This window comes from Providencia sp. PROV122 (assembly GCF_028482365.1).
In the GTDB taxonomy this organism is placed as follows: Bacteria; Pseudomonadota; Gammaproteobacteria; order Enterobacterales; family Enterobacteriaceae; genus Providencia; species Providencia stuartii.
This window is the reverse complement of record NZ_JAMPQI010000015.1, coordinates 59,772-76,946: the sequence shown is the minus strand read 5'-3', so window position 1 is coordinate 76,946 and position 17,175 is coordinate 59,772. Positions and strand designations below refer to the sequence as shown.

The following is a 17,175-nucleotide window of genomic DNA, read 5'->3' as shown; positions in this document are numbered from 1 at the left end:
TACTAAACCAAGTAACCCAATCAGCAATAACTCTTCACTATCAAGCATCACTCGACAACATCAAAGCAAAGCAATTAGAGGACTCAGAACATGTCAAAGTTAAGACTGTTATCAAAACAGTACTCAAAGACAATGAGTGCGCTAATACTGCTGTGCCTGACGATGTTGTTAGTGAGTTGCACAAGTACAAAAGAGGTATTGATTCCCGTTCAGTCTCCACCAATACCAGCACAGTTAACCGCTGATTGTCCTCAGCCTGATATTCCTGAAAAAGTGGACTGGGGCGACATGCCACAACTGCTAGTTGATGCGATGAATTCAATAGCAAAGTGCAATTTAGATAAGAAAGCCATTCGAGAGATTGAAGCAAATAGGTTAGGTGTTAAGAATGGCGACAGATAAAGCTATGGCGTGTTCTGGATTTGCCTCCTGTAGGAATAAATAAACTCCAGCAGCAGTAACAATCTTAAATAGTAGTTCAGTAATTCGTACCATGTAAATCTCCTTAGTTAAAGTAGCGATAGGGCGTGATTCCCTATATGGGCACCTATTTTTAACTTGTTGATTTAATTTGGTATGTGTTTTGCTTTAGCAATGCGTGAAATTTGACAACAAAGAAATGCCCCAGATATCGAGGCAAAGTAGAGAATAATAGTTCATGAATGTAACGTCACTATACGTTAATCGTGAATAACCACAACATTAAAAAGGTAGTAATCTCAAGCAGATATTACAAATCTGAGCCTCGCAAAATAGCGGGGCTTTTTAATGGAGAAATATCATGGCAACGCAGGGTTTTGATAAGCCAGATCAATTCCTGGAAGAACTGGATAAAAGCATTCCGAAAGAATAAAAAAAGCCCACACACCGCGGGCTAAGTACATCTGTTGAACTAATGAATATCACATTAAATGTAGTTGACGCATTCAAAATATGCAAGCGAATAATGAGCCTCTGAGAAATCAGGGGTTTTTAATGGCAAAAAAAAGCCCCTGGTGTTGAGGCTTGAAAAGGAAATAATCTTTGCTGTGTACATCTTAAGGACGGCACTAATTCTATACAGAGTTTATTCAATTAGTTACATGGTAGTTAAAAATAAGTTTAATTATGTAAATTTATTTATCTTCCAATGAATCAGAGGCTTTTTAATAGGTGTAATTATCCCACCATTTAAGGGGGTGATCGCTATCTTGACTGCTAGGAACAGACTAGAAGTGGCTTAGCAGTGTATCGCTAGGCTGCGAACTCTACGCATTTCACCCTGTGCCTCGCTCGGCACGAACACACCAAAGAACCTTTCAGGATAAGCCTTGAGGATAACCAGTAGTGGTTTGGTTAACCCTCTTTGGGCTGGTTACTCCTGAGCGCAAGGTTTATCTCTAAAAGGAACTAACTATGTCTTTAGTGGAAATTAAAAAATTTGATTTATTGACTAGCTCTTCTGCAATCGCCGATGGAGTTAAAAAGAAACACAAAACAGTAATTCAACTTGTTCGTCATTATGTCGATGATTTAAATGAATTCGGAAGGGTGGCATTTGAAATGCGATCCTTTGATACAGACGGTGGACGACAAAAGCAGCAAGTAGCACTACTTAATGAACAGCAGGCAACATTGTTAATTACATACATGCGTAACAATGATGTAGTCAGGGCATTCAAGAAAAGGCTTGTTTCTGAGTTCTTTAAAATGCGATCGGCTTTGGCTGCTAAGAAATTAGATAGAAACACATCAAGATTGGAATATAAGCCAATGACTGATGCAGTTAAAAAGTCGAGAGAAGAGCAAGGCAAAACTATTTCACCTCATCACTTCAGTAACGAGGCGGACTTAATTAATCGCATTGTACTTGGTATGACATCTGCTAAGTTTCGTGTTCATAACGAAATAGGAAAGAAAGAGCCTATTCGTGATTACCTAACTCCAGAGCAAATACATTGCGTAACCGAATTGCAAAGAGCTAACACAGTGTTTATCTCAATGGGATGGAGCTTTGAGCAACGAAAGGATGAATTAACTAAGTTGTTTAATAAAAACCATAAGCAGTCATTACTCGATGAGATGCATAGATTGGCGGCGTAAAAATGCGCTTTGCTTGTAAATCAATAAATTACCGATGCACTAAAAGTTGCATCTACTGAATAGGCCCTAGCGGCCTTTTTTATTTAAGGAATGGATATGGCTAAAAGACCAGATTGGGAGGCCATTGAGTCGGCTTACCGAGCTGGCGTGATGTCCATAAGGGAAATAGCCTCTCAATACGAGATAACCCATCAGGCGATAAGTAAGCGCGCCAAGAAAGAAGGATGGGAGCGAGATTTAAAGGCAAAGGTTAAGGCTAGGGCTGAAAACTTGGTTGCCAAAAGGGAGGTTGCCAGTCTGGTTGCCACCGAAAAGGCTATTTCAGAACGGCAACTTATTGAGGCTAATGCCGAGGTTATCGCTAATGTCCGCATGGAGCATAGAGGCGATATTCGAAGGGCTAGAGAATTAACTAACAACTTATTTGATGAACTATCTGCTGAATGTGCTGATGTGCCAGCTTTAAGAAAACTTGGCGAGTTAATGTTTAGTCCTGATGACAACGGACGCGACAAACTCAATGAAATTTATCACTCAATTATCTCCCTGCCTGAGCGCGTTAAGTCAGCCAAGGCATTAAGTGAAACACTCAAAAACTTGGTTGGGCTTGAGCGTCAAGCATACGGGCTTGATGACGTACAACCGAATAAGACAGCTAGTCAGCTATCAGAACTAATGGACGACTTATCTAAGGAATAATCATGAAGCCAGAACATCTTGCATTATTAAGAGATAAGCTCTGGCGATTAAATCACCTCTACTGGATCACCAACAAAGAAGGTAAGCCAGTTCGATTTAAAATGACGCCTGAGCAGCTTGAATACTTTGAAGGGATGCACACGCGAAACATTATCCTTAAAGCCCGACAGCTTGGCTTCACGACTGAGGTTTGCATTATCCAGCTAGACGCAGCGCTATTTGAGGCGGCGAAATGTGCATTGATAGCCCACACACTTAACGATGCTAAGCGACTATTCAGGGAAAAGATAAAGTATGCCTACGACAAGCTACCCGATGAAATCAAAGCGGCTAACCCAGCGAGTAATGATGCGGCTGGTGAGTTGGTGTTTAGCAAAGGCGGGTCACTTTATATCAGCACGTCATTTCGTGGCGGTACACTCCGTTATTTGCACGTTTCTGAGTTCGGTAAGATATGTGCTAAGTATCCAGAGAAAGCCCGTGAGATTGTTACTGGTGCGTTTGAGGCAGTATCAAGCGATTGTTTCACGACGATTGAAAGCACAGCGGAGGGTCGAGCTGGTTATTTCTTCGATTATTGCCAGTCTGCTGAGAAAGCGCAAATTCAGAATAAGACTCTCTCTAACCTAGACTGGAAGTTCTTTTTCTTCTCATGGTGGAAGAATCCCGAATATGCCATCAACCCTGTTGAGCCATTACCGCAACGGTTAGTTGATTATTTCGATGAGATAGCCAGCAAACATGGTGTTCAATTAAACGAGCGTCAAAAAGCTTGGTATTACGCCAAAGAGAAAACGCTTGGCGACGATATGAAGCGAGAATACCCGTCAATACCGTCTGAGGCATTCCAGCAATCGGTTGAAGGCGCTTACTACGCTAAGCAGTTCCGCTTCCTGTACGAAAATAAACGCATTGGCACACTTCCTGATAACTCGCATTTACCGGTTCACACGTACTGGGATATTGGTGTGGGTGATTCAACATCAATTTGGTTTATTCGTGAAGTGGGCGAGGAGTTCCACGTCATTGATCACTACTCAAACAGTGGTGAAGGTCTACGGCACTACATGAAAGTGCTGAAAGACAAAGGCTATACATATGCAAGTCACAATGGCCCTCATGATATCGATAACCGCGAGTTTGGTTCTGATGCGAAATCTCGACGTGAGTTAGCGCGTGAAGGGTACGAAATCGACGGGCAAATTTACTCAATACGATTTGAAGTGGTGCCGAAACTTTCAGTTGATGAAGGTATCGAAGCGGTGCGTGAAATTCTGCCTCTCTGCGCTTTTGATGAGCATAAATGTAGTGAAGGCATCGCACACCTTGAAGCTTACCGCAAAGAGTGGGATGACAAACGGGGCTGCTGGAAAGATAAACCGCTTCACGATTACACATCGCATGATGCTGATGGGTTTAGGTATTTTGCGGTGAGTAGAAGAAATACTAAGCGCCCAGCATTCGAAATTAACCTAGGAACAACCTTCTGATGAGTACAACAAATGTAGATTTCACTCGACCGGAGTATAAAGCGGCTGCTCCTCAGTGGGAGTTAGTTCGTGCTGTTTGCCGAGGCGGTGAAGACATAAAAAGCTATCTTCCTGAACTTGAAGAACAAGATGGCAAACGCAAAAAGAAGCGCAATAAAGATTATCAAGACCGTGCGGTGTTCTATCCAATAACGGGCAATACTCGCAACGGCATGATAGGGATGGCATTTAAAAAAGATCCCTTGGTTGCTATTGTCGAAAAGCTTTCGTGTTTAAAAGATGATGCTGATGGTGCGGGCTCAAGTATTTATCAACTCGCTCAGTCCTCGCTTGAGTCGGTATTAGAGGTAGGGCGGCATGGTCTGTATGTTGATTACAACAGTGATTCGAAACTCCCGTACATATTCCAATATCGTGCTGAAGACATCATTAACTGGCGCACAGCTCGTATTAATGGTCGCACTATGTTAACGCTGGTGGTATTGCGCGAGACAGTAGAAGAAGAGGACGGGTTTGGTTTTAAGGATGAGGTTCAATACCGAGTATTGTCGATAGAAGAAGGTAAGTTTGTCTGTCGTGTCTATCGCAAGCCCAGTGGAAGTAGCGTTTTTGAAATTTCTTCTGAGTATATACCTGCGCGTGCTGGTAACGGTGTGTGGAATGAAATTCCATTTACATTTATTGGTGCACAGAATAATGATCACACTATTGATGAAGCCCCACTTCTAGGATTGGCAAAAATCAACCTAGGGCATTATCGAAACTCTGCTGATTATGAAGATTCTGTTTTCTTCTGTGGGCAAATACAACCTTATCTAGGTGGGCTAGGAACAGAATGGCGTGACTATCTAGAAAAGAAAGGCGTTATGGTTGGTTCTCGCTCGCCAATTATGTTGCCAGAAAAAGGTTTCTTTGGTTACGCTCAGGCTCAACCTAACATGCTGGCAAAGGAGGCGATGGACAGTAAGCGCGATTATATGGTGGCGCTTGGTGCTCAGTTAGTTTCTGCTGATAGCAAGGTTAAAACGGTTATTCAATCTGTCGGTGAGCAGAACGCACAAACCTCTATCCTGAGTATCTGTTGCTCTAACGTTTCCGATGCATGCAGTAAATCGCTAATATGGTGTGCTGAATACTTAGGTTTAGACACGAAAGATATTTCTTTTGAAATTAACAAAGACCTCGTTAATCATATTGCCGATAGTTCGATGATCCGTGAAATCGTCGCAGCATGGCAATCTGGCGCAACGCGTAAATCTGATTTGGTTCGTAGTTTGCAAAAATATGATGTTATCGACCCCGCTGATGATGTGGATGTGGTGGTGGATGAGCTTAATAATCAAGAGCCGACAATGGTAGGTGAAACATGAGATCAGTGAATGAGCTGTTAATGGATGAATTGATTGCTCACTCCCTGTTTTCTGGTCGCTATTCTACAGGGGTGGCGAGACGCATGATAAAAGCTCTTAATGAGTTTGATGCTGAATTAACTGCTTCACTTATTGTTGCCTTAGATGATGCCTCTATCGATGTTAATAGCTTCACTGCAAGGCGATTGGAGTCGTTGCTATCCAGCGTTAGAAGTATTAATAAGCGAGCTGTTGATAGCGCTTTTTCGCTACTGACGGAAGAAATGAGAGCACATGCATTATATGAGGCTGGTTATTACCCATCTCTTTTTGATTCTCTACTACCTGATGTTGTTCTACGCAAATATCCACTAATGAGCATTACAGAGGAAATGCTATTTTCCTCAGTCATGTCTCGCCCTTTTCAAGGGAAATTACTTTCTGAATGGGCTGATGGATTAGAGTCAGATCGCATGACACGCATAAATAACGCTGTTCGTAATGGTTATTTAAATGGTGATAGTGCGGTAGAAATCGGACGTAAAATCAGAGGACATGCAAACCAAGGTTATAAGGATGGTGCTCTACAGCTCAGTAGGGCTAACGCAACAACAATAGCAAAGACGGCAATTAATCACTTACAAGCGACAGCAAGAGATCAATTTGCTGATGCCAATAAAGACATTCTTGATTGTAAGCAATGGTTATCTACCCTCGATAATAAAACATCTCACGATTGCATTATTCGAGACAGGTTGAAATACACGCTGGAAGGTAAGCCTATTGGTCATAAAGTTCCTTATCTACAAGGCCCCGGAAAAATCCACTTCAATTGCCGTTCAACAGAAACGCTGGTTACCAAATCATGGCGTGAATTAGGCATTGATTTAGATGAGATGGATGTAGGAACGAGAGCATCAATGGACGGGCAAGTGCCAGCGGATACTAATTTTCTTGATTGGATACAGCGACAACCTGAGTGGCGACAGCGACAGGTATTTGGAGAGACGCGATTTAGGTTGATGAAAGAAGGTGGTATGCATCCATCCGAATTTTACACGGACAAAGGTGAGTTTATTTCTCTCGAACAACTCAGGGAGATAGACAAGCAGGCATTTAGAGAGGCTGGATATAGCTAATCAATAAACCATTTAACAAGGTCACCTCGGTGGCCTTTTTTATTAACCGAATTCAGCTCAGGGCTGATTTATCACAACGCGCTAGGCGCATTCAATCCCAAGGGGAATCACATGTTATTTATGAATATCGAACGCAAATATTATTCACATACTGATGATGGTTCGCAAGGTGGAGGTGGTGGAACACCGGAAATCACTCCAGAAATTCAAGCTATTATCGACCAGCAGGTTTCAGGGCTAAAGGCTAAAAACAGTGAGTTGCTAGGCAAGCTCAAAGAGCAAAACGATAATCTCAAGCGTTTTGATGGTATTGATCCCGATGCTGTACGTGGAATTCTCAAACGTTTTGAAAATGATGAAGAAGCCAAGTTAATCGCTGACGGCAAAATTGATGAAGTCATTAATAAACGTACTGAGCGCTTACGCAATGACGTTGATAAACAACTGAAAGAAGCCAATAGCCGAGTGGAAAGGGCTGAGGCGTTTGCAAATAAATTCCGTGCTCGTGTATTAGGCGATGAAATTCGTTCCGCAGCAGGGAAAGCGGGTGCATTAACCAGCGCTCAAGAAGATTTAATTTTACGTGCCAAAGGCATTTTTCAGATCAACGATGAAGGTCAGGCCGTAGCCGTTGATGAAGATGGCAATCCAATCATGGGCAAAGATGGTCGCACGCCATTATCACCTATTGAATGGATTGAATCCCTAAAAGAAAGTGCTCCTCACTTATTCCCCGCAGCCTCTGGTACAGATGCAGGGAAACATAAACAAGGTGGTGCACATTTTAAACGTTCTCAAATGTCCGCCAGTGACAAGGCTGATTATATTCGCCGATACGGGCGTGACGCATATTTAAAACTTCCAAAAGAGTAAGGAAATATAAGTAATGGCTACGACAACTAATAGCGATTTAGTGATTTATAACGATTTGGCACAAACGGCGTTCTTAGAGCGTCGCCAAGATAATTTAGCCGTCTTTAATCAGGCATCAAATGGCGCTATCGTGCTAGATAATCTGTTTATTGAAGGTGACTTCCGTAAACGTGCTTTCTACCAAATTGGCGGTTCTATTGAACACCGTGATGTAAATTCTACGGACACCGTAGAGAACAAAAAAATCGGCGCGGGCGAATCTGTTGATGTAAAAGCACCTTGGAAATATGGTCCTTATGCAACGACAGAAGAAGCATTTAAACGCCGTGGCCGTGATGTATCGGAGTTCTCTGAGCTGGTGGGTACCGATGCGGCAGATGCTTCATTAGAGGGTTATATCAAATACTCTTTGGCTGCTTTAGGTGCTGCGATTGGTAATAACAAAGAAATGGTGGTGACTGCGGATATTGCGACAGATGGCAAGAAAACGCTGACCAAAGGTTTACGCAAATACGGCGATAAATTCAACCGCGTAAATCTGTTTGTTATGCACTCCACAACCTACTTCGATATTGTTGATCAGGCAATTGACAACAAAGTGTATGAAGAGGCAGGTGTAGTTATCTACGGTGGTCAGCCTGGCACGCTAGGCAAGCCTGTGCTGGTAACAGATACGGCGCCAGTAGATGCTATCTTTGGTTTAGTGCCGGGAGCCGTGACCATCACTGAATCCCAAGAGCCAACTTTCCGATCTTATGAAATCAATGATAAGGAGAACTTGGAAATTGGTTATCGTGGTGAAGGTGTGGTTAACGTTGGTGTTCTGGGCTATAGCTGGGATGAATCAAAAGGCAAAAACCCTGATTTAACTCAGTTAGGCACCGCAGGTAACTGGAAGAAGCATTTCACTAGCGACAAATTAACTGCTGGCGTCATGATTAAACTGACAGCAGAAGAGGGAAAGTAACCCTGTCAGCGGATAAAACGTCCGCTATCGCTGACAGTACAGATACAGTAACGATCACTCTCAGTTACACCAAAGGTAGCTCTCCGGTCGAAGGAGCTACCATCAATTGGTCTACAACTGGTGGTAAATTAAGCGTTACTTCATCTAAGACGGGCAAGGCTGGCGGTGCGACAGTGAAATTAACTTCTGATGTACAGGGTGAATTTATTGTCACGGCCACTGTTGATGGCATTGCACAACATACTGATGCAATTACATTCACAGAAAAAACTTCTCCAGATGAGTAATTTAAGGGGCTTTGTGCCCCTCTTTTTTTTGAGGTGAGCATGATTGATCCTGATAAGAACTCTCCAGCATTTAATAGTTACGCCAGTGTTGATGATTTGAAGAAATACGCTGAGGATAGAAATATCACTTTGGCAGATAGTGGATTAGAGGCATTACTAATTACGGCAATGGATTATCTTGAGTCGCAGAAATGGTTAGGCAAACGAACCAATCCAAACCAGCCTTTATCTTTCCCACGTTCAGGGTTATCTCGTGATGGCGTGACTATCCCAAGCGATCAGATACCAAAGCAATTAATTCAAGCTCAATGCCGTTTAGCGATTGAATCAGTAGAAAATGACCTACAGCCCACGTTAGGTGCTGAAATCACCTCTGAGCGAATTGAGGGGGCTATTACTGTGCAATATGCCGAAGGGACTAACACAGGTGCGCCAAACTTTCTTTGGTTAAAAGGTTTGTTATCGGGCTTGATTGATGTCTCAGATGGATTTTCCATTAATACATTTGCCATGAGGTAGCCATGAACATTTATCAGCGCGGGCAGAGCACAGCATTGCGAATGTTGAAAAAATATGGCGTCTCCTATCAGGCTAAGCGTGATGGTAAGCATTGGGTTGATGATGAGGGGAAGGAGCGATTTGAGCCAGAAACGTTATTTTCTGTTGTCGGGGTAAAAACGCAATATAAACCTTACGAAATCGACGGCACGCTTATTCTCTCTACGGATATTAAAATGATACTTCCTCCAGATATTGATATTCAGAAAGGGGATAAGGTGCTTGTTGATGGCGTTTGGTTGCGAGTTCACGAACCCAATCCTGTAAAACCTGCTGATATTGTTATTTGCTATCAGTCTCAATTGAGGGCGTGATATGTCAGATCAGTTCATGAAGTCGATTAACTTATTTATCGATAAATCCAATGCAAATATTGAAACGGTTGTCAAAAATACAGGTTTTAAAATATTAGCGAAGCTTGTTGATATGTCACCTGTTGGAAATCCTGAATTATGGGAAGTTAATAGGGTTGCCTCAAACTACAATAAAGCAGTTTTTGAACATAATGAATATCTAAAACAAGATCCTAATAATTTAACACCAAAGCGACGTCAATTAAAAAAGCGTGTTCGTGTTAATGACTCTATGGATATTTATGTTCCTCCTGGTTATACAGGGGGGCGGTTTAGAGGTAATTGGCAGGTGTCATTTGATGCCCCAGCGGAAGGCGAGACGGGGCGCATAGATAAGTCAGGCAATATGACAAAGGCGTTAGGCAACGTTGTTATTGAACAATTTAAGGTAGGAATGAAAGCTATCTATTTCACAAACAATGTACCTTATGCTTACCGCCTTGAAATGGGGCATTCGAAACAAGCACCTAACGGCATGGTTGCTGTGACTGCTGAGGAATTTAGTCAGTTTTTCAACTCTGCCGTATCGGAAACTAAATCATGAATCAGTCGACAATTAATGCTGAAATACGAAAGCTGGTTGCGAGTATTGGTAAGGATTTAAACCTTAAAATCGCATGGCCTAATCTTTATTTTGATGATATCAACGATCCCTATCTCCAGCTTCATATCATGCCAGCAGAAACGGATAACATCGGGTTATCTCTGGATATGCCTGTTTATCGTGGTGTTATCCAAATTAACGTTGTTGGCAAAGTAGGGGATGGAGACACTAAGATATCAACTATTGCTGATGACGTTAAAAACAGATTAGAAAATGGATTAACATTAGGGGAGGGAGTCTACATTAACGGAGAGCCTAATCAGCTCCCTCCAATTTCAGATGAAGCAAATTACACCATTCCTATTCGTGCATCCTATCGATGTAACGCAATCCGATAACGCCGCTTAATTGCGGTTTTTTTATACCTAAAAATAGAGGTTAACAATGGCCTATAACATTCCTAATGGCTCACGAGTCTACGTGGCAAGTAAATATGGTAAAGAAGTAGAATTTACTACAGCAAGCAACGCCGCAGAGGCAGTTCTTACCGTGGCTGCATCTAGCGGCGTGAAAGCTGGCGATATTGTTCAAGTAATATCTGGCTGGAAAAGAATGTCTGGCGTGTATCGAGTGAAGGCTGCGGCAGATACTAGTGTCACTCTCGAGGGGGTCGATACCACGGACATAGAAAGATTCCCAGCAGGCGGAGGGAAGGGAACATTAAAAACCATCCAAGAGTGGGAGGTCATGCCGCAGGTAATGACGCTATCCACCGAAGGCGGTGAGCAGCAAGCACAAGAAATTCAATTTCTTGAAGATGAGCAAGCGGAAACTATTGATACATATAAATCGGGTATCGTTCAGGTCTATACTTTTGCTCATGACGCTCAATTACCAATTCGTAAGTTACTGATGAAGCTGGATGATACAAAACAGTTAACAGCCATACGATTTTATAACAAACGAGCAGGTGAAGATCGCTATTACTCTGCAAGTGTTTCATTTCAGCGCGTGCCGAACACAGCCATCAATGAGGTTGAGAATGTATCAGCCCGCTTTTCTCTCAAGTCAGATATGCAAATCTACGCGACAGCATAATAACACCCCCTCTTATGAGGGGTATTTTTTAAGGGGTAACAATGCCTAAGTTTACTTTGATTCCTGAACCAAGATTTAAAGCAGATGTAAAAATTCCTGTCGCTGGTAAAGAAAAGCCAGAGATAGTGACGTTTACATTTAATCACATGCCAATGAGCAAGTTGGAAGAGTTGAAAGATGAAAAGGTTGATGACTTCTTCAAGAAAATTATAGCTGATTGGGCTATCGAAGAGCCATATAACGAAGATAATCTCAATTTATTGTTCGATAATTACCCAGCAGCGGCAGGCGCTATAACGACAGCTTATTATCATGAGCTTTTGGGTAATCGCGAAAAAAACTCTTAACGGTCGCCGAGGCGATGTATGGCGGAATGAGTTCAAAAGAATCAGCTGAGTTCGAGCGTGCTTTTGGCTTTCCGCCTGACATTGATGATGTTGAGGTGTGGCCTGACGTTTGGGAATCGTATCAAGTATTTTCAGCCATGAAGACACAATGGCGCGTAGGCATGAGTGGCATCACTGGCTTGGATTACAACCCGTTAAACCAAGTGATGGACTTGCTCAACATCAAAGATAGGGCGACCGTATTTAGCGATCTGCGCATTATGGAAGCTAAGGCGTTAGAGGTAATGCATAAAAAGTAGGGCAGCAATGCCCTAGGAGGATACATGAACATAATCAAAATCAAACCAACTCGTAACCAGCATTGCCCATGTGGTAGCGGAATTCGCTATAAGTGGTGTTGTGGGAAGTTGAAATAGGAGGGGTATGGCTAGCAAGAGGGAAATTCTATATGACTTAATTGAGTATAGGAAATCGGCGGATGCTTTGTATTATGATTTATATGAAGTTTCGACACTGGCATTAAAATTACTTGCTCCATTAGAACAAAAAGCACATAAATCGAGAACGGACGAAGATATGCAGTTTCTTGAGAAAATACATCAACTTACTCATAAGATAACAGATTGTATAAAACATTCGAATGAGTATGCGGAAGAGGGGCTTAAATCATATTCTCGCGCGCTTAGAAGCATTGGTGATTATTGATCATAAAACGAGTAGATGTCATTGTGTGTATACAGTGGTTTGTGATTTCAAGTGCAAGCACGGTTGGTGAGTAGGAAGAGAAAGTAGCCAATTATCAGGCTTGAGATATTTTATGTAAAGGTAGGAATATGAACAAAATCCTAAGGCAGCATCGACATATGAAGGTGCCTTTATTTGAGTCTGGATATATTATCTATTGTGGCTCTTGGGATGATTGGCGCTCTCTACATGAAAAACTAGGCATTGATGGTGGGGATAGTTTTGTTAACGGTGCAAGTCATACAGTTACTAACACTCAGTGTGTACTCCATATTATTGGTGTGTTTAACGGTAAATTATCTACTCTAGCTCACGAATGTGCACATATAGCTTTCGACATTTGTCACCGCGTCGGTGTGAGCGTTGAAACAGGAGCCGCGAATGAAACATTTTGTCATCTTATTAGTAGGATGGTGGATTTCTGTGTTAAACCCAAAAAAGCCGACGTAGGCCGGCTTTAATTATTGCAACAGGTTAAGGACGCTTACTGTTTGGTGTTCTTTTTTCAAGAACCCATGTGTTACCTGATTGCGTTGTTGGTGGTAGCTTTTCGTTGTCTCTCACTGTGGCATAATTGTTTTTTAAACCGCCACGAGGTCCAACTTCTCGATAGATACCGCCATCTTTACCTGTGTTTTCACCGGGTTTTTTACCCATAATAAAAACTCCTTGTAATGCTCGTTATTGAGCAGAACAAATATTAGACGTGAATTTAATTAAGTCAAATATCCGTACAAAGGAAATGGGGCTGCTACTAACCTGATGACGTTTGGTCCTTTATTCGTTTTCTGAAAGCGCCAAGTTTTCCTTTTAACACTCATCACTGATCAAATTACCAGATAACCATCCTTAAGTAATATTGATATTATCTATGAATTATTTTCAGTTTTATAAAAAATAAATCACTTATCGATATATAGCGTAGGGATGAGTTATGGCTTTTGCTTATGAAAAAAATACTAAAAAAGGGTTAACTAAAAAGGCAACCAGCTATTTGTTGGGGTTTTCCTATAAGGGAAGTATTGTTGACGCTCTGAAAAAAAATGAAAGGTTCAAAGAGAATGCAGATTTTGAAGTAGATAAAAGTACGAAGATAAGAATAAGAAAGCTTGAGTATATGGATGAAAGTAAATCTTTTTTTGCTCATTTTACATTTTATGATCCAGATGCTTCTGTTTCAGTTACCCCTTCTATCAATAACAATAAGGAAAAGAGCAATAAAGAAAACGATGATTTGATGCGCATTGAGAATTATGACAAAAGACATATTTTTGCGATTATTGATGATAGTGATATATACGCCATAAGCCAGATAGTAAACTCACATCACTCATCTAGTCTGAATGCAATTTTTAAAGCTTTAGGCTTGGAGCTTAATGTTAGGGATAAGATTGATAAAAGTACGATACAAAAAATAAGAGCAGAGAAAATAAGAAATATTGGAATCGCAGTTCAGACAACCGCAAAAGATATCGATGATATAAAGGTAAAGTCTAAACTAAGTATTTTTTCCAAAGAAGAAGATGACGAGCCTTTTTATGGCACATTGACTTTAGGGTATAAGGAGAACTTAGGGTTAATAAACGAAGCTACTGACAACATTGAAAAATATATAGACGAATTATCAGAGGACTTCTTTATTGTTACAAGAAAGGGGAGCATGATCAAGAGCTCTGAAATTAAGACTAAAAGAGATTATTTCACCACTCCATACGGAACAAAAACAATAAAAGACACAAATGCGAAAGAAATTCTAGAGGATTTCATCGAGTATACACTATAGTATTCTATAACAACTTAACTATCGTAGAGGCGTAAATATGATATTTAGAGGCAGAGATATCAAATACATAGCAGCGTTTCTTGCGATACCATTGCTTGCTGGCGTATTGACGTTTTTGTTTTATGAAAAAATAAGGTACAACAAAGATTTACTTAACTTCATAGCTAATATTTTCTCTATATTAACTGGTTTTTTACTGCTAGTTATATCTACATCAGGCGAAGTAGCTGCGTCAACAATGAATGGGGCAAGCGAAGAAGATTCATACAGAGGTAAGAGAAAATTTAACATTAGGTTTCAGAGGTATTTGTTTTTATTTTTTCTTTATTTGATAGTTTTGTGTTTGATTTTTACATACTATCTAGTAATACCCCAGCAACAAAATACTGCAAGTAATACTGTCACAAGTAATATCACTTGGCTACTAACCTCATTAGAGGTATTGATTTGCTTTTTTAGTATTGTGGCTTTTTTATGTTCGTTTTTTATCCCATTAAAAATAAAGCAATTATTTGAAGAGAAGATTAATAAAAGCAACTAACCCACTCCGGTGGGTTTTTTGTTGCCTGAATCTAGCCCGTCCATGGGCTTGTGATGAATGTATGTGCTTTAGTTTGAAATGATGTATAATTTGTATGCACATTTGTATCTATGAGGCAACAAACCATGATTTCAGAGGCTATTATGATGGCAATGCTATCAAGTCCAACAGATAAAAAAGATGTGGATTCAGGCTTGGCTAATTTAGCTATGTCTATAGCTACTATTGTCGATAAAAAGGCAAAAGGTGATGTATCGCCAGATGAAATTATGGATTTAATTGTTGATGGCAAGACCGTGCTAACAACCCTTGTAGCTTCAATCGATGAAGTAATAGCTTTACTTGATGACCCAACAAAAGACGACATAAAAAAACATGCAGGTAATAACCCAGAAGATGTAATGCATGAGTTGGAGCGGGTGATTAAGCATGGTAATAATGCAGTTATGATGATTGAGGCAATGTATAGCATTGCTAAAACTACCAAGGCTTTTCATCCATTTGAAAGCATAGCTGATGGTTACTTCAAAGAAGTTATTCTTAAAATGTCTGCATTAAGAAACCATATGCAAGCACTTTATAGACAATTTAATCAGCATATTAACCAGTTGCCTGCAATGGTAGAGGAAGATGGGTTTAGCGACGAGGATATAGCCTTATTTAATTCCTCAATTGCTGAATTTAATCGAGATCTGCTTGCTGGTAACTTGCAATGCCAATAGTAACAATCACACCAAAATATAAAGATAACAGTGTTTATCGGAAGTATGCGGCTAAGCTATCAGCGGCTCTTAATGGCTCATCCCTCTCTGGGTATGTAGGTAAATTTGCTGATTTTAGGAATAGCGCCATAGCGCGTCAGTCATTTATTGAAAAGGTTCATGTAAGAACGCCAAATGAAAAACCTTGGGGTAGCGAAACTCGACAGGCTGTTAGAGTGAGCGATAACTTTTTAGTATTTTGTAAGCACTGCATGTACGATGACTATTACCAAATTCTGGCAATCATAACTCCTGATGCACATGCCCGTTCGGATGCGTTGCTTCCAATATTGGCAGATATGGCAGAAGCTCATTTTCATTCTTTATCACTTAAAGAGTTAGCTGGATTAGAGCAATTCTAGTTAGCCCGTCCATGGGCTTGTAATCCAGATCACATATCACGCCTCTTGATTGAGGCTTTTTGCTTTGTTTTGCGTCACCCTCGGGATATCATAAGATAAATTAATAAAAATTGAGTGAGGGTTGGATGAAGAAATTATTCGTTGGATTGTTATTGACGTTAGGGGTTAATTTCGTCGTAGTATCTTCTGCAATAGCTAGTGAGGATAAGAAGTTCTTTATAGAGATGGTGGAAGAAACATGCAAAGAACATACAGACCCTACCTTTTGTAAATGGCAAGTAGAAAATCTAAGTGCGATATCCAGCATCAATACACTGACATATTATGGTTGCAAGCTACGCGATAAAAAAGGAAAAGAGTGCTTAGAGTCAGTCGAAATGTTTGATTATATTCAGGGGCAATATGATAAAAATATGAGAGATATGACAAACAAATAGTTGGGGATGAAATGAAAAAACTATTACTTGGTGCGGCTTTGTTGATTGGTAGTTTATTTTTTAGCGCAATAGCGTTATCAGCAGAGAAAACAATATCAGCTCCATTTGGTTTGAAATGGGGAATGACACATGATGATTTACTCAGCAAAACTGGGAATATAAAGCTAATTGGTAATGAAAAAAATAGAGTGAAAAAATATCTCGTCAAAAGTAATTCTTCATTAATTGACGGTATGGATATGTACAGTGTAAGTATTGACGATAAATATGGGTTAGTTGATGTGAGCACATTGATCTACGTGGATGATGACGATGGCGGCAATAAAGTTATTGAGAAATATAATGTCTTGAAGCAAGCATTATCTTCCAAGTACGGTGAGCAATATTCTGAAGAATATTTATGGAAGAATGGAACAAGGGGAATGCTTACTTTACCAGAGTGCTTAAATAATGAGGTTTGTGGTAAATACTTATCCCTGTTTCAGGGCGATGACTCAAGTAGTGTTATGGTTATGTTGAGTGGCACTGCTGATAAGAGGTCAGTTATTATATCTTTGTTTTACAAGTCAGGGTTTATTAAAAAAATAAAAGAAGAAGAAAAAAAACAGGATGAAACAATAATTAAAGAAAAATCAAAGGCTCTGGCAGGGGCTCTGTAATACATTATTATAAAAAATAACCACTTCTGGTGGTTTTTTGTGCCTAGTGTTTGCTTTGTTTTGTACCGCCTTCGGGTTATCATAAATGAAAAAGTGAAAATT

26 protein-coding genes are annotated in these 17,175 nt (G+C 40.5%); 25 read left to right on the top strand and 1 reads right to left on the bottom strand.

The window, feature by feature from the left end:
• Positions 1-90: 90 nt before the first annotated feature.
• From lysC to PSE69_RS12645, 19 genes are all read left to right on the top strand, one after another.
• Positions 91-402: an Rz1-like lysis system protein LysC gene (gene lysC, locus PSE69_RS12730; protein WP_191864205.1), complete on the top strand. Its 312-nt coding sequence runs from the start codon at positions 91-93 to the stop codon at positions 400-402.
• A 993-nt stretch (positions 403-1,395) separates the two neighbouring features.
• The gene (locus PSE69_RS12725; RefSeq protein WP_272657022.1) at positions 1,396-2,082 is read left to right on the top strand and encodes a Rha family transcriptional regulator; all 687 of its coding nucleotides are present in this window, start codon (positions 1,396-1,398) and stop codon (positions 2,080-2,082) included.
• Positions 2,083-2,178: 96 nt separating this feature from the next.
• A complete protein-coding gene (locus PSE69_RS12720; protein ID WP_004247495.1) occupies positions 2,179-2,781 on the top strand; it encodes a hypothetical protein in 603 nt (200 codons plus the stop codon).
• A gap of 2 nt (positions 2,782-2,783) precedes the next feature.
• A complete protein-coding gene (locus tag PSE69_RS12715) occupies positions 2,784-4,271 on the top strand; it encodes a terminase (protein ID WP_272675260.1) in 1,488 nt (495 codons plus the stop codon).
• On the top strand, positions 4,271-5,641 hold the full coding sequence (locus PSE69_RS12710) for a DUF4055 domain-containing protein (protein ID WP_272675259.1): 1,371 nt from the start codon (positions 4,271-4,273) through the stop codon (positions 5,639-5,641). The genes PSE69_RS12715 and PSE69_RS12710 overlap by 1 nt, the downstream gene beginning before the upstream one ends.
• Entirely contained in the window at positions 5,638-6,759 is a 1,122-nt protein-coding gene (locus tag PSE69_RS12705; protein WP_272675258.1) for a phage minor head protein, read from the top strand. The genes PSE69_RS12710 and PSE69_RS12705 overlap by 4 nt, the downstream gene beginning before the upstream one ends.
• A gap of 111 nt (positions 6,760-6,870) precedes the next feature.
• Positions 6,871-7,632 (top strand): hypothetical protein, encoded by a 762-nt coding sequence (locus PSE69_RS12700; RefSeq protein WP_105874191.1) that lies wholly within the window; start codon positions 6,871-6,873, stop codon positions 7,630-7,632.
• Positions 7,633-7,645: 13 nt separating this feature from the next.
• Positions 7,646-8,599, top strand: coding sequence for a major capsid protein (locus PSE69_RS12695; protein WP_060561423.1), 954 nt, complete (start codon positions 7,646-7,648; stop codon positions 8,597-8,599).
• A gap of 2 nt (positions 8,600-8,601) precedes the next feature.
• Entirely contained in the window at positions 8,602-8,886 is a 285-nt protein-coding gene (locus PSE69_RS19905) for an Ig-like domain-containing protein (RefSeq protein WP_368919665.1), read from the top strand.
• 39 nt (positions 8,887-8,925) lie between these two features.
• Complete coding sequence (locus PSE69_RS12685; RefSeq protein WP_272675256.1) at positions 8,926-9,405, top strand: DnaT-like ssDNA-binding protein; 480 nt, start codon at positions 8,926-8,928, stop codon at positions 9,403-9,405.
• 2 nt (positions 9,406-9,407) lie between these two features.
• The gene (locus PSE69_RS12680; RefSeq protein ID WP_272675255.1) at positions 9,408-9,758 is read left to right on the top strand and encodes a hypothetical protein; all 351 of its coding nucleotides are present in this window, start codon (positions 9,408-9,410) and stop codon (positions 9,756-9,758) included.
• A 1-nt stretch (position 9,759) separates the two neighbouring features.
• Positions 9,760-10,341 (top strand): hypothetical protein, encoded by a 582-nt coding sequence (locus PSE69_RS12675; RefSeq protein ID WP_060561426.1) that lies wholly within the window; start codon positions 9,760-9,762, stop codon positions 10,339-10,341.
• A complete protein-coding gene (locus PSE69_RS12670) occupies positions 10,338-10,739 on the top strand; it encodes a phage tail terminator-like protein (protein ID WP_072502335.1) in 402 nt (133 codons plus the stop codon). The genes PSE69_RS12675 and PSE69_RS12670 overlap by 4 nt, the downstream gene beginning before the upstream one ends.
• A gap of 151 nt (positions 10,740-10,890) precedes the next feature.
• Positions 10,891-11,439 (top strand): phage tail protein, encoded by a 549-nt coding sequence (locus PSE69_RS12665; protein WP_272675254.1) that lies wholly within the window; start codon positions 10,891-10,893, stop codon positions 11,437-11,439.
• A 41-nt stretch (positions 11,440-11,480) separates the two neighbouring features.
• Entirely contained in the window at positions 11,481-11,786 is a 306-nt protein-coding gene (locus tag PSE69_RS12660) for a phage tail assembly chaperone (RefSeq protein WP_060561429.1), read from the top strand.
• Between the two features lie 26 nt (positions 11,787-11,812).
• Entirely contained in the window at positions 11,813-12,085 is a 273-nt protein-coding gene (locus tag PSE69_RS12655; protein WP_163748649.1) for a DUF1799 domain-containing protein, read from the top strand.
• A gap of 24 nt (positions 12,086-12,109) precedes the next feature.
• A complete protein-coding gene (locus tag PSE69_RS19900; protein ID WP_071599634.1) occupies positions 12,110-12,202 on the top strand; it encodes an SEC-C metal-binding domain-containing protein in 93 nt (30 codons plus the stop codon).
• A gap of 7 nt (positions 12,203-12,209) precedes the next feature.
• A complete protein-coding gene (locus PSE69_RS12650) occupies positions 12,210-12,491 on the top strand; it encodes a hypothetical protein (protein WP_004916404.1) in 282 nt (93 codons plus the stop codon).
• Between the two features lie 128 nt (positions 12,492-12,619).
• A complete protein-coding gene (locus PSE69_RS12645) occupies positions 12,620-12,991 on the top strand; it encodes a hypothetical protein (protein WP_171831144.1) in 372 nt (123 codons plus the stop codon).
• 13 nt (positions 12,992-13,004) lie between these two features.
• Here PSE69_RS12645 and PSE69_RS12640 read toward each other — a convergent pair whose 3' ends face one another.
• Positions 13,005-13,187, bottom strand: a complete 183-nt coding sequence (locus PSE69_RS12640) for a hypothetical protein (protein WP_004247510.1) — start codon at positions 13,185-13,187, stop codon at positions 13,005-13,007.
• Positions 13,188-13,464: 277 nt separating this feature from the next.
• Between PSE69_RS12640 and PSE69_RS12635 the strand changes: the two genes are divergently transcribed.
• The 6 genes from PSE69_RS12635 (at position 13,465) to PSE69_RS12610 (ending at position 17,073) form a co-directional block, all read left to right on the top strand.
• On the top strand, positions 13,465-14,313 hold the full coding sequence (locus PSE69_RS12635) for a hypothetical protein (protein WP_072502331.1): 849 nt from the start codon (positions 13,465-13,467) through the stop codon (positions 14,311-14,313).
• A 37-nt stretch (positions 14,314-14,350) separates the two neighbouring features.
• Positions 14,351-14,854: a hypothetical protein gene (locus PSE69_RS12630; RefSeq protein WP_072502330.1), complete on the top strand. Its 504-nt coding sequence runs from the start codon at positions 14,351-14,353 to the stop codon at positions 14,852-14,854.
• A gap of 125 nt (positions 14,855-14,979) precedes the next feature.
• Complete coding sequence (locus PSE69_RS12625) at positions 14,980-15,576, top strand: hypothetical protein (protein WP_272675253.1); 597 nt, start codon at positions 14,980-14,982, stop codon at positions 15,574-15,576.
• On the top strand, positions 15,567-15,977 hold the full coding sequence (locus PSE69_RS12620) for a type II toxin-antitoxin system YafO family toxin (RefSeq protein WP_272675252.1): 411 nt from the start codon (positions 15,567-15,569) through the stop codon (positions 15,975-15,977). Before PSE69_RS12625 ends, PSE69_RS12620 begins: the two co-directional genes overlap by 10 nt.
• A gap of 125 nt (positions 15,978-16,102) precedes the next feature.
• A complete protein-coding gene (locus PSE69_RS12615; protein WP_105874198.1) occupies positions 16,103-16,414 on the top strand; it encodes a hypothetical protein in 312 nt (103 codons plus the stop codon).
• An 11-nt stretch (positions 16,415-16,425) separates the two neighbouring features.
• The gene (locus PSE69_RS12610) at positions 16,426-17,073 is read left to right on the top strand and encodes a hypothetical protein (RefSeq protein WP_272675251.1); all 648 of its coding nucleotides are present in this window, start codon (positions 16,426-16,428) and stop codon (positions 17,071-17,073) included.
• Positions 17,074-17,175: the final 102 nt, after the last annotated feature.

Coding starts and splice junctions, on each gene's coding strand:
- lysC (WP_191864205.1), top strand. CDS start 91: ATGTCAAAGTTAAGACTGTTATCAAAACAGTACTCAAAGACAATGAGT.
- PSE69_RS12725 (WP_272657022.1), top strand. CDS start 1,396: ATGTCTTTAGTGGAAATTAAAAAATTTGATTTATTGACTAGCTCTTCT.
- PSE69_RS12720 (WP_004247495.1), top strand. CDS start 2,179: ATGGCTAAAAGACCAGATTGGGAGGCCATTGAGTCGGCTTACCGAGCT.
- PSE69_RS12715 (WP_272675260.1), top strand. CDS start 2,784: ATGAAGCCAGAACATCTTGCATTATTAAGAGATAAGCTCTGGCGATTA.
- PSE69_RS12710 (WP_272675259.1), top strand. CDS start 4,271: ATGAGTACAACAAATGTAGATTTCACTCGACCGGAGTATAAAGCGGCT.
- PSE69_RS12705 (WP_272675258.1), top strand. CDS start 5,638: ATGAGATCAGTGAATGAGCTGTTAATGGATGAATTGATTGCTCACTCC.
- PSE69_RS12700 (WP_105874191.1), top strand. CDS start 6,871: ATGTTATTTATGAATATCGAACGCAAATATTATTCACATACTGATGAT.
- PSE69_RS12695 (WP_060561423.1), top strand. CDS start 7,646: ATGGCTACGACAACTAATAGCGATTTAGTGATTTATAACGATTTGGCA.
- PSE69_RS12685 (WP_272675256.1), top strand. CDS start 8,926: ATGATTGATCCTGATAAGAACTCTCCAGCATTTAATAGTTACGCCAGT.
- PSE69_RS12680 (WP_272675255.1), top strand. CDS start 9,408: ATGAACATTTATCAGCGCGGGCAGAGCACAGCATTGCGAATGTTGAAA.
- PSE69_RS12675 (WP_060561426.1), top strand. CDS start 9,760: ATGTCAGATCAGTTCATGAAGTCGATTAACTTATTTATCGATAAATCC.
- PSE69_RS12670 (WP_072502335.1), top strand. CDS start 10,338: ATGAATCAGTCGACAATTAATGCTGAAATACGAAAGCTGGTTGCGAGT.
- PSE69_RS12660 (WP_060561429.1), top strand. CDS start 11,481: ATGCCTAAGTTTACTTTGATTCCTGAACCAAGATTTAAAGCAGATGTA.
- PSE69_RS12655 (WP_163748649.1), top strand. CDS start 11,813: ATGAGTTCAAAAGAATCAGCTGAGTTCGAGCGTGCTTTTGGCTTTCCG.
- PSE69_RS19900 (WP_071599634.1), top strand. CDS start 12,110: ATGAACATAATCAAAATCAAACCAACTCGTAACCAGCATTGCCCATGT.
- PSE69_RS12650 (WP_004916404.1), top strand. CDS start 12,210: ATGGCTAGCAAGAGGGAAATTCTATATGACTTAATTGAGTATAGGAAA.
- PSE69_RS12645 (WP_171831144.1), top strand. CDS start 12,620: ATGAACAAAATCCTAAGGCAGCATCGACATATGAAGGTGCCTTTATTT.
- PSE69_RS12640 (WP_004247510.1), bottom strand. CDS start 13,187: ATGGGTAAAAAACCCGGTGAAAACACAGGTAAAGATGGCGGTATCTAT.
- PSE69_RS12635 (WP_072502331.1), top strand. CDS start 13,465: ATGGCTTTTGCTTATGAAAAAAATACTAAAAAAGGGTTAACTAAAAAG.
- PSE69_RS12630 (WP_072502330.1), top strand. CDS start 14,351: ATGATATTTAGAGGCAGAGATATCAAATACATAGCAGCGTTTCTTGCG.
- PSE69_RS12625 (WP_272675253.1), top strand. CDS start 14,980: ATGATTTCAGAGGCTATTATGATGGCAATGCTATCAAGTCCAACAGAT.
- PSE69_RS12620 (WP_272675252.1), top strand. CDS start 15,567: ATGCCAATAGTAACAATCACACCAAAATATAAAGATAACAGTGTTTAT.
- PSE69_RS12615 (WP_105874198.1), top strand. CDS start 16,103: ATGAAGAAATTATTCGTTGGATTGTTATTGACGTTAGGGGTTAATTTC.
- PSE69_RS12610 (WP_272675251.1), top strand. CDS start 16,426: ATGAAAAAACTATTACTTGGTGCGGCTTTGTTGATTGGTAGTTTATTT.